Source organism: Streptococcus sp. VTCC 12886, assembly GCF_049893425.1.
Taxonomy (GTDB): Bacteria; Bacillota; Bacilli; order Lactobacillales; family Streptococcaceae; genus Streptococcus; species Streptococcus suis_AA.
Genome location: NZ_JBMVJB010000029.1, coordinates 16919 through 27297 on the forward strand (window position 1 = coordinate 16919; position 10379 = coordinate 27297).

At 39.7% G+C, this 10379-nt stretch carries 16 protein-coding genes; all 16 read right to left on the reverse strand.

Annotation, left to right across the window (positions count from 1 at the left end; genetic code table 11):
• Position 1: 1 nt before the first annotated feature.
• Entirely contained in the window at positions 2–238 is a 237-nt protein-coding gene (locus ACPC57_RS08815; RefSeq protein WP_434066773.1) for a hypothetical protein, read from the reverse strand.
• A 10-nt stretch (positions 239–248) separates the two neighbouring features.
• The gene (locus ACPC57_RS08820; RefSeq protein WP_434066774.1) at positions 249–1163 is read right to left on the reverse strand and encodes a hypothetical protein; all 915 of its coding nucleotides are present in this window, start codon (positions 1161–1163) and stop codon (positions 249–251) included.
• 21 nt (positions 1164–1184) lie between these two features.
• Positions 1185–1742, reverse strand: a complete 558-nt coding sequence (locus ACPC57_RS08825) for a phage scaffolding protein (RefSeq protein WP_434066775.1) — start codon at positions 1740–1742, stop codon at positions 1185–1187.
• 256 nt (positions 1743–1998) lie between these two features.
• Entirely contained in the window at positions 1999–2190 is a 192-nt protein-coding gene (locus ACPC57_RS08830; protein WP_434066776.1) for a hypothetical protein, read from the reverse strand.
• A 54-nt stretch (positions 2191–2244) separates the two neighbouring features.
• Positions 2245–3858, reverse strand: coding sequence for a phage minor head protein (locus tag ACPC57_RS08835; protein WP_434066777.1), 1614 nt, complete (start codon positions 3856–3858; stop codon positions 2245–2247).
• On the reverse strand, positions 3818–5332 hold the full coding sequence (locus tag ACPC57_RS08840) for a phage portal protein (protein WP_434066778.1): 1515 nt from the start codon (positions 5330–5332) through the stop codon (positions 3818–3820). Before ACPC57_RS08840 ends, ACPC57_RS08835 begins: the two co-directional genes overlap by 41 nt.
• Positions 5333–5340: 8 nt before the next feature.
• Positions 5341–6732, reverse strand: coding sequence for a phage terminase large subunit (gene terL, locus ACPC57_RS08845; RefSeq protein WP_434066779.1), 1392 nt, complete (start codon positions 6730–6732; stop codon positions 5341–5343).
• Entirely contained in the window at positions 6722–7123 is a 402-nt protein-coding gene (locus ACPC57_RS08850) for a hypothetical protein (RefSeq protein WP_434066780.1), read from the reverse strand. Before ACPC57_RS08850 ends, terL begins: the two co-directional genes overlap by 11 nt.
• A gap of 591 nt (positions 7124–7714) precedes the next feature.
• Positions 7715–8137 (reverse strand): ArpU family phage packaging/lysis transcriptional regulator, encoded by a 423-nt coding sequence (locus tag ACPC57_RS08855; protein ID WP_434066781.1) that lies wholly within the window; start codon positions 8135–8137, stop codon positions 7715–7717.
• Between the two features lie 71 nt (positions 8138–8208).
• Positions 8209–8685 carry a helix-turn-helix domain-containing protein gene (locus ACPC57_RS08860; RefSeq protein ID WP_434066782.1) on the reverse strand — a complete coding sequence of 159 codons (477 nt, stop codon included), beginning with the start codon at positions 8683–8685 and terminating at the stop codon, positions 8209–8211.
• Positions 8682–8897 (reverse strand): hypothetical protein, encoded by a 216-nt coding sequence (locus ACPC57_RS08865; protein ID WP_434066783.1) that lies wholly within the window; start codon positions 8895–8897, stop codon positions 8682–8684. Before ACPC57_RS08865 ends, ACPC57_RS08860 begins: the two co-directional genes overlap by 4 nt.
• The gene (locus tag ACPC57_RS08870) at positions 8894–9274 is read right to left on the reverse strand and encodes a hypothetical protein (protein WP_434066784.1); all 381 of its coding nucleotides are present in this window, start codon (positions 9272–9274) and stop codon (positions 8894–8896) included. Before ACPC57_RS08870 ends, ACPC57_RS08865 begins: the two co-directional genes overlap by 4 nt.
• Positions 9267–9563: a hypothetical protein gene (locus ACPC57_RS08875; protein WP_434066785.1), complete on the reverse strand. Its 297-nt coding sequence runs from the start codon at positions 9561–9563 to the stop codon at positions 9267–9269. Before ACPC57_RS08875 ends, ACPC57_RS08870 begins: the two co-directional genes overlap by 8 nt.
• Positions 9556–9885: a hypothetical protein gene (locus tag ACPC57_RS08880; RefSeq protein ID WP_434066786.1), complete on the reverse strand. Its 330-nt coding sequence runs from the start codon at positions 9883–9885 to the stop codon at positions 9556–9558. Before ACPC57_RS08880 ends, ACPC57_RS08875 begins: the two co-directional genes overlap by 8 nt.
• The gene (locus ACPC57_RS08885; protein ID WP_434066787.1) at positions 9882–10064 is read right to left on the reverse strand and encodes a hypothetical protein; all 183 of its coding nucleotides are present in this window, start codon (positions 10062–10064) and stop codon (positions 9882–9884) included. The genes ACPC57_RS08880 and ACPC57_RS08885 overlap by 4 nt, the downstream gene beginning before the upstream one ends.
• Positions 10061–10309, reverse strand: coding sequence for a hypothetical protein (locus ACPC57_RS08890; RefSeq protein ID WP_434066788.1), 249 nt, complete (start codon positions 10307–10309; stop codon positions 10061–10063). The genes ACPC57_RS08885 and ACPC57_RS08890 overlap by 4 nt, the downstream gene beginning before the upstream one ends.
• Positions 10310–10379 lie beyond the last annotated feature (70 nt).

Below are 10379 nucleotides of genomic sequence, written 5' to 3' on the forward strand. Positions count from 1 at the left end.
ACTACTCCCCTAGTTTCGATGCTTCCAAAATTTCAAGCAATGTTTCCGTCTTTGCATTTTTTGCATACTCAATACCAGCTTCATCCAATTGAGCTTTTACTTCATCACGGGACAATTCTTCCGCGGTTTCTGGCTCAATATCCCCTGCTACTTCTTCAAATCCTGCTTCGATGAGCCGGTCAGCAACCAAATCGTTATCCGTCTCTTTGATGACGTTCAAGCGTTTAAATTTACGCATGAGCTACCTCCTAGGCTACTGTGTTAGCAAAGATTGACTTCTCTTTTGATTTTGGAATCCAGATGTCATGGTACTTGCGATAGTCCATATCCCAAGCGTTTGCACGTTGGTTAGTCATTGGATCAAATACACGTACTACGTCTGTTTTAGATACTGCAATAGGTGCATTTTCTGCAACGATAAGCCAGTTAACGGCTTTTGCTAACGGGTCAGCCACAAAGCCACCTACTTCTTGTCCACTAGTCTTGCCATCATTAAATTTAAACGCAGTTTGAAGCAATGATTGTTGTGTTGGCACAATTTCGTGGCCGTCAATTTTAGTTACAACAGTTGCCACTTCACCAGCCGGAACTGTGGCCGTTGACATACGTTTAGATGCTTTGTCATCAAGTCCAAGATTAGTCAACATAGTTTCAGACATGGTAATTTTGAGCTTGGCAGTATTCCCAACAATCTCTTTTACTGTTGCAATGTCTTTTAAAAGCTCAGTCAAGATGTTTGCGTCTGTGATTGCAGCAGTACGAGTTTGACCAACTGCAATAGCTTTGGCAGCAATAGCAGAGTAGCGATAAGCATCAATTTCAGGTACAACTAAAGTGCGTTGGAATTCGCCCATGACCGTTCCAGCAGTTGCTACAAAGTTTGTTTCGTCAACGTCCATAGCGTCCAATTGGAATTTACGACCACGATCTTGTGTGAGTTTGTAGGTATCCCATGTAAGCGTCACAGCACCATCAACATAGCCAGAAGAACGATCATAATCTGCAAGACCATCCATAACGATTGACGGCAATTTTACTTCGTTACCGCCATTGTATTGTACTAATTTACTATTTACTTCCATCCAACCTGTCGTTGATTCTTGCACGATTTGTTTGTCAAGAACTGGTTGAAAAATTTTTGAATATTCTAGTGTGTTTGCCATTTATTTTTTCTCCTTGAAAAGTTATTTTCCGAATACAGCTGATTCAAAGTCAGCAGTCAGTGATTTTGATGGGTCAATTTTTCCACCCGGTGGAATATCCACCCCACCTAAAGTTTTAAAGCCGTTATCAGTTTGTTCAGGCTCCGTGGTTTTGAAGAATGTAGGGTGATTAGTCTGCAACTCCTTGATTTTACTGTCAAGGTCCTTGATGCTACCATCTTCTGCCAATTCCACATCACCAAGTTTGTACATAAGATAATCCAAATCAGTCGCTTTAGCACTAGAAAGAGCATCTTTAATAGTCTGTTTCTTAGCTGTTTCTTTCACGTCAGCTTCTAGTTGTGATACTTTATCCTTGTATGCCTTGAGTTCATTCTGCAATTCGTCGTTATCCTTGTTTGATTTCTTCAACGTGTCCAGCGTGCTGTTAGCCACTTTTAGCTTTTCAGCTTGCTCGTTGTAGACATCTTTAGGGACAGCGTGTTTCGGAAACTCTTCTTTAAATGCGTTCATGACCGCATCAATTTCCGTTTTTCCGTCTACAGTATGTTTCTCAATAAGTTCTTTCAACCAATCCATTGTTGGTTACCTCCATAGATTTTATTAGGGGCTCTCCCCCTGTGGGAGTTGTCACAATATACCCTGTAACAATTTGGGTAAGCCCTCTAGCGGAATCGAACCGCTATCCAAGTCGGTGGATTCGAACCACCACAACCTAGCGGACGGAATCGAACCGTCTCCCATTGAGGGCAAAAAGAAAACCGTATGGATTTCCATGCGGTTAGGTTATGTAATTAATGCAGTCTTTCCTACTGTCAAGATGAGTGACCACCTCCTATTTGAAAAGTTGCGCTGATGCAGACCAACCTGCAATAGTGTCAAAAAAGAACGCCCCACTTTTTTCTTGGTTTGTACTTTTGCCAAAGTAATCAAAAGCAATGTGCTTATCAGTCACATCCATATTACTTACATCTTGAAATAATAATGTTTCGCCATTCTTTAAAAAGATAATAACTTGTTTTTCCATTTTTTTCTCCTCTATTTTTTGCAACAAAAAAAGCACTTAGAATTTCTCTATGTATTATGAAGTTGTCGACTTAAATAAATTTTTATTATTAAAGTTGTCGATTGAGTATTTTTCCATGTATTCTTCAACATAGTCAGGAACTGCAAGACCATTCCACTTAAGACCAACTGCATCTGCCCATGCCTCAGATGGTATTTTTAAGTGGTCTGATTCACTCTCGTTATACCACTGTTTAGCGATGTTTTTCCACTGCCAATTATCACTAGCATTTTTGTAATTATCTAGGACATGTCCAAATTCATGAGCAATAGTGTCATCTGCAGTTTTCAACAATGACCAATTTTTGCCTGTTTTCTCAAAATAAGCTTTTTCTATTGAAGCCTTTGCTTTTTCCATAGCGTCAAGCGTTTTGAACGACACCGAGTTAAAGCCAACCCATGAACCATCGCGAAACTGAACCAATTCTCCATCTATTTTACGAAGTTCACCCGACATGTATTGAGTGATACCGTAGTAGCTCTTTGCACTACGACCGAGATTCCGTTCGGTCAACCTCTGCAATGTCCTCGTATCAGTAAGAACGACAGGCCGTGCATCAATAGGCAACTTATCCAAGTGTTTTAAGATAGCATTGTACCACTCAGGTTTCATTTTACTAAAATCAGCATATTGCACACCATTAGCCATCGCATGAACTTCAGCATCTTTGTGATTTTCAAAAGAGTACGTAACAGTTTCTGATGTTTTATTTTCAGCCTGTTTAACTTTAACTATTTTTTTATTAGGTTTCTTAGGAATTTCACATCCTTTAGCCCTAGCCCACTCTCGATAATTTCTGTACTCGATAATCTTACCAGTCTCATTATCTCGCCTTGATAGCAATGTGTCATCGTCTTTAAGCCGTGAGATTGTCCGGCATCTACAGTTGACATCTTCGCTTGCGAAACCAAACATATGCGGTTGTTTCGTCCGTAGACCGTTAATCTCAAAATAACCGTCCTTGTCAGCCTTTGCGCCGTCCAATTCTGCGTGATTGTGCCTTGTGCGACCGTCCAAAGTTGCTACCCAAACTTTGTCAAACTCAATACCCAGGTTTCTAGCTTCCAATTGAGCCTTCTCTCTAGTTACGGCCTGTACCCGGCCAGCTTCTGTCCTAGTGATCGTCATAGCCCGACGATAGGAACTATATCCCTGTTCTGCCAATCTAGCGGATGCCTGAGCATAACTCGCCCCGTGCAAAAAGATACGGTTGAGGTCGTCCTTGATATTGTTTCGCAACCGTTCCACAACCCCATCGTTCAAGCGTTCAGATAGTTTGAAGTTTGCCACGGGCGTTTCAATGATTGTTCTTAGTTCTTCTTCTTTTAACATGGCAAAGTTAATCCCACCATGTCCGCCCTCGAACTCGTAAAACAGTTCGTTATAAGCGATTTTCCCTGTGTCAATTAAATGCCCTGTAATTTCACTTCTAAGCCCTTTTTTTAACTTATCTGCTGATTGGTCTAACTGCTCTAAAAGCGTGCTCATTTGGCTTAATTTGACCTTTTGAGAAGACGTTAAGTTATCCAACCGCTGGTAATCAACAAGTAAAGACTTTTTCAAGTCCTTAATCGTATCAATGTAGAGGTTATAGAGTCGTTTGTCCGTTGCTTTGTCCGCTTTCTGCAACAGGTTCTCTATTTCCTGTTGGAATTTGTTCAGCTTCGTCACCCGTCACCTCCGTAAACTGGTTAAAATCAGTTTGATACCCTTGTTCTTCCAGTGCTTTCTCGACTTCGCCTGGGTCAACTTCCAAGATGCCTGCTAGCAATTCCAAAACAGTTCGGTCATCAAGCCGAGGTGCAGCAGTCATGATATTGTTAATCAAAACTTGATTGGTTTCAGCTTCCGTCTTAGCAATCGTAGCATTATCTGCTTTATTAGCCATGACGTCTCTTGTAATTGCGACTTCAACTTTACTAGCATCATAATCTTTACCATGCAATTCGTTGATGTTTTCCACAATCAGTTGTAACATCTCTTTGATGACTGCACGCAAGCGGACTTCAATCTTGTTGCATTTTAAATCGAGTAGGCTGTATCTTGATTTGATAACTACATTTGTGATATTCCCATCGCCTGTCTGCGAGCTATCAAAGCCCATACCAAACTTATAGATAGCCTCCTTATCTATCTCAAGTTTAGTCCTACGAGCCTCAACAGGGATATTGGTTGTGATGACATCAATACCACCATTTTCGCCAACTCCCACGGTCTTCTTGGTCTTGAGGTTTGTGACTAAGGTAGACAGGTTGTCGCCCTCGTATCCTCTAACTGCATAAATTGGGTGGTCAAAGTCAATCAAGTTATTTGACAATGCACAAGCCATCATGTCGTAGTCATCGATAAGGTCTTTGATAGGTTGCAAGTCATTAGTCTTGCTTCGATTGTTTTGTAGACAAATAAATGGCACACGACCGTAGCCTTTACCAAACTTATCCTCTCCCTTTTGAGCTAGTAAATGTGGTTTAGGGTTGTATTCAGCCGAATTGTCCAACTTGACCGCTTGACCATCTTCTTGTACAAAATAAAAGACTTCTTCTTTGGTCCACAATTGGATTTTAGTCACAGTCTTTTGTTTGTTATCCTTAACAATCTGGTCATCATAGTAATAAATGATCTGGTCGATGTTGTAAAATTCGTCGTAGATTGGAATGATTTTGAGAGCATCAGCAGTTTTAAACCGCAAACGATTGTCAGTATCAATTTTCCAAAAGGCATACTCGTATGATTTCTGACTCGCTCCCTCGACTAATTCTTGCAACATGAGCTGAAAGTCTTCGTTGATGTATTCATCAAGATATTCCTGCAATCCAGTTTGCTCAGTCGTAACTTCAATTGGATTGGACAGTAGATACTGTACTTTCTGGTCAACTAACTCCGTAAAATATTGATGAGCAATCCGTGTGTTACTTCTGTGTTTTTCTTCGACGATTTCGCCTTCGTTGTTAAAGTAAAAAAGCCGATAATTAGCAATATCGTGCTTGCCTTCATAGTAATTGATGCCCGTCTGCATCTCTTGCTTGAGCTTGCTTCCACGGTCATTTGAGACCAGCCTTTTCACTTCGGCAACAAGTGTCGACATATTATCTGTTTGTAACATTTCTCCTCCTAAACAAGCCAGCCAGAATTAGCTGTAATTTTTTCTGCGATACCCGTCAAGGCATCCTGTGCATCATCGTGAGCATTCTTGCCCTCTCTTTGATAAGTCATAAGACTTTGATACAATTCTGGCCATCGGTTGCGCCATCCGTCTGGGAAATAGACGTGTTCCATCAGCCACGTTGCATTGGTTAAGATACGGGCTTGTTTATTTTTCGACTGGTGAAACCATTTGACGGCAGTATAATTCGTTCCATGTTTTTCTTTCATCAGTCGCTCTACATTCCTGGCAAACCCTCGACCGCCATTGTTTGACTCAATCCAGCATAAATTGACCTCGTTCTCAGTCAATTTTCTAGCCAGCAAAGGCTCTGTTACTTCCATAGGTTCTTTTGTAAAAACAACATCTAATATATAAGCTTCTTTGTCCATCGTTTCGCCATAGATGTAGCTTGCAAGATAGTCCTTGCCTGTGTCTGCCGTGTCCGTGTAGGCACTGATACGCTTAAATGTCGGCTTGTCAACATAAGTTTTAAACTCACTGTACAGTCTGCCCTTGATGTCAATAGGTTCTTGTTGATAGTTTGCCGATGCAATATCAGCCCCCATGGCTTTGACCTTGCGGAAATAAGATTCTTTACTTAGCACTTCTTCACATAGCATGCTATCTGTTTCTTCATCATAGGTCTTTATGCTAACATGCTTGACACTATACCCTGATTCAGGCAATTTACTCAAAGCCTTGCCTGCCAAGTCCTCAGAATGCCAGCGTGTCATGATGATAATAAGTTTGCCACCCTCTTCTAGACGTGACAGCATTGTGTTCGTAAACCACTCCCAATGCCCTTCAAGGATATTGGTGTTATTGGCTTCTAGGGCGCTCTTGATCAAGTCATCTATGATAATTACATCCGCACCAAAACCTGTAGCAGTACCTCCAGGAGATGTCGCCAAATAGTTATTGTACCCTTTTTCTAAAGACCACAAATTCATTGCCCCATCGCCATGCTTTATTTTAGTTTCGGGGAATATATCAGAAAAGACCGTGATCGAATCATCTGCCTTTGTCTCTTGTATAGCATTTCTGACTGACTTTGAAAATACTGTTGACAGCGTGTCATTGTATGAGCCTGTCATGATTTTCTTACTATTGTCATTCCCAAGCAACCACTGCACAAACATTCCAGCCGTACGAGATTTACCATGACGAGGGCCGATATTCACAACTAAAACATTGTGCTCATCATCTGACATAAAGCCTTGAAAACTGTCACACAGCTGTTTTAGATAAGTCCTATCCGTTTTATAAAAATCACCTGCCATTAGTTGACAATAATAAAAGAAATCACGACGTGCTAACTCAAAACGCGCTTGTTGCTTGATTGCTGTTCTATCCATCATCAATCAACTTCCTTAACTCATCCGTTGTCAAGTCAGCAAATGGGTTGGTTTGGTTGATATTGACTTCACCATCATGTGTCACTGCTTGTTTTGTTTTAAAATCGTTATCTCGACGTTCCAAATACCATTTTGATAAGTCTATGTCCCCGTCGTCAATTGCTTTCGATATATTAAGTTTTGCCCGTGTTTTCACACGTTGTTTAAGTAACTCTTTTCGCTCCGAAAATACAGGATTTTCCTTGCAATAATCATAAAGGGTTGTGGTTCCTATATCAGCCAAAAGACAAGCTTCTTCATCGCTCAATCCCTTTAAAAACAACTCTTCCAATTTCCGTAGTGTTCCTTGCGTCATTTTAGTTGGTCTACCGCGCTTTGTTTTTGCCAATATCATCACCTCCCATCATAAAATACAAAAAGACCACATCTGCGGTCTCTCTGAGTTAAATATTTGGTCCCTCGCATGATACTAGCAAAACACGGTCAATGGGTCCTTATTAAAATGTTTTATTATTGCTAGTTTTTAAATGGGAACAGCAGGAATCGAACCTGCACATACTATAGTGTCTCCGCCTAGAATGAGACTTAGTCAAGGAGCTACCTCTACCGTTTTCCAATCACGGCTCATGTTCCTACCTCATAACATATGATGCGCAATTTGTCCCCACAGGGATACTAATGCTAACCATTCGGTAACATCATAGTTATTAAGTTTAGTAAGTCAATCTGTTATGGTTATGCACGCACAAACTATACAGCCGATCTATACATCTTTTTTACCAGTCGTCACTGGAAGGAATATGACTATCAACCTCATTAATATTTTAAGAAACAGATACCGAGTTCGATTTTCATAAGGAGTTGAACGTCAATTAATGACTGAAAAATAAAAATATCTATCTCTTCTCAGTATCTGATGATATTAGTTTATCACGGAAAAACACGAACGAACTACATAAAAACTTTTGGATTCTTGATAAAAACTCTATTTTTTAACCAACAAACTTCCATTTCTGTATTGTTCTGCAAACGATAACAAAGCATCACTTAGTTCGATGTAAAAGCTAGCCTCTGACAAATATAAGTCGTTGTATATCTCAAAATCATAACGCTTCCCAGCATAAAGATACTTTTCGTACAGTATACGTCTGTGTGTAGGATTGAGTAGATTATTAATCGCATACTCAATTGCTTCAAGCTCTGATTCTGCATCTATTCGAGTGATTGCCAATCGTTCGACTGGCTTACTTGGATTTCCATGAGCTTGTCTTGGCTCAAATGTATATGTAGCTGTTATTTTCTGGCCATCTACATCGTTCGCTACCCTCCTCCAACGAGGGTATTCTCTAAGTTTTCTTTTTGCGTTCGCTTTAGTTTTTTCTACATTTATTTCAGGAAAAAAAGTCATCTGCATACCTTTCTGTGATATAATAGTTTAGGGTTATTACATCGCAGTCAGTACGTGCAGTGCTGGCTTTTTTATTTCCACACGATAACTTGGTTCTCCATTTTAACTTTCCACGACTCTCTATCAAGTGGATTGATTTGACAGAAAGTCGCTTTGCTTCCAGTTTTCGCCTTGCGTTTCTTTTCGACAATACTATAGTAAAGCTCGTTGATTCTAATCATGTATTTAACTCGTGGTTGGATGCCGTTCAGCCAATGTACAACTGACGACCCATATTTTGCTCCAACTAATTGAGCAACACTATCGTATGACAGCTTATAGTGTCGCTTTATAGTTCCTATTTTTTCGACAATATCTATACCATCATCTTCAATGTGTTCTTTTGCATTGTCATACAGCTCGTGGACTTTCTGCATTGCTCCTTCGGGAGTTCTGTTTCTGCTTTCCCAATAAGTGTAAGAGGATTTTGGAACATTAATTTCCTCAGCCATTTCATCCATAGTCATGCCTAGTTTTAATCGTATCTCACGTAGTGTCAATTCGTTCATAATTCCTCCAATGCTACCCACCGAAACTGTGGGTATTTTTTTGCTTCATCTTGTGTGCATTTGTAGGCTACGTCTATTACATCTTCCCAATCATCCGATTCGTTTGTAGCGTAAGCAGGCTTGCCAAATAATTTTACATCTATTATGTATGTATATCGAAACAACCTCGGTTTTGGCACATCGACCAGTAACACACCTAATTTTTCAGTCATTTCAATTCCTCCAACGATACCCACCGAAACTGTGGGTATTTTTTAGCTTCTTCCTGTGTGCATTTAAATCCGAATTGAGATACAATCATTGACGCATCAGTGTATTCGATTCTAAAATTATTTTTATAATGGTTAAATTCGAGATAGCTATACTTATATTTGTTTGGTTCTGGCACATCAACCAGTAACACTCCTAATTTTTCCATCATTCCGTACTCTATCAGCTCTTTAGCCAAAAGTAGAATTTCTACTGGGCTACCTGTCATTGCTGAGTCAGACCAAGCTATACCATTTTCAATGCAGTATTCAGCAATTCTTTCATCACATAATACATCTCTTAATTCTAGTAAATATTTTTCAACTTCTTTATCAAACATTTAATTCCTCCAATAATTCCGGATTCTGATATACATTCCCAATTATTTCATGCTTACTCATGACAGCTTCGGGATAACCTCCGCCAAGAATTAAATTGAACCCTTGACAAATAGTAATATCTCCATAATTTTCTTCAATCTCCTGCGTGCCAAACGAAACAGCAATCTTTCTCCATCCGTTTTCTAACACAACATCTCCCTCAACAGTCAGATAACAAGTTAAAATTCCATGGTCTTCCCTGCCCAAGAAAGTATTGCTTATCTTTACATTTTCAATTGTGTTATTCATCTGTTCCCTCCAATTGCCAGTTATACTCATCTATCAATCCAATCAGCGTATAATTACCATCATTTTTCAACGCTTCAACTTCCACGTCTGACAACTCTTGCTCACTCCACCAAGCAGAAAAATCAACGACATTATCTACACTGGACTCATAATAGTCTCCCCAGTCCCAATGGTAAGTTTCTAGTGTAACTTGCGTTCCGTCTGGAAACTCTAAAACCATGTATGGATTGTCTGCTATGCCATAGCTAAAACAAAGTTCGCATGTTCCGAATTGAGTTTCTTCAGGATTGCTACCGATGTCAATTACTTTAATACCTTTCATTCTTTCACCTCCATCAATAGATACTCCCAATAATTATCTTCTACCATCAGCATATCCCTACGGATTTCAATGCCCAGCCTTTTTAATCGTGTGACGCTACGATTATCTTTTTCGATAATTTTCGTATACTCTCTAATGTTCAATTTCAACCTTTGTTTAATTAAGTCAAGTTCCCTCATTCTCTTCCCTCTTTCCCCACCCATTCTAAAATACTAACTATCTCATCTTCCTTTGGTAAGTCATTTCGATATATCCGCTCGACACGTCTCACAGATATTCCAGTTAATAAGCTGACAACCTCAAACGAGATGTTATTGCAGTCAATTTTTTCTTTTAGCAACTCCGCAACATCCAACGGTTTTAATGAGTCGGTTATTCTTGGTGCGTATTTCGCTTTGTTGATGTAACGTCTAGTGTGTATCATAGTTCCCCCAAAAAATCATATATCGTCATCTGTTCCGCTTTTCAAAAACAACTGGTTGAAAATAGCTTCT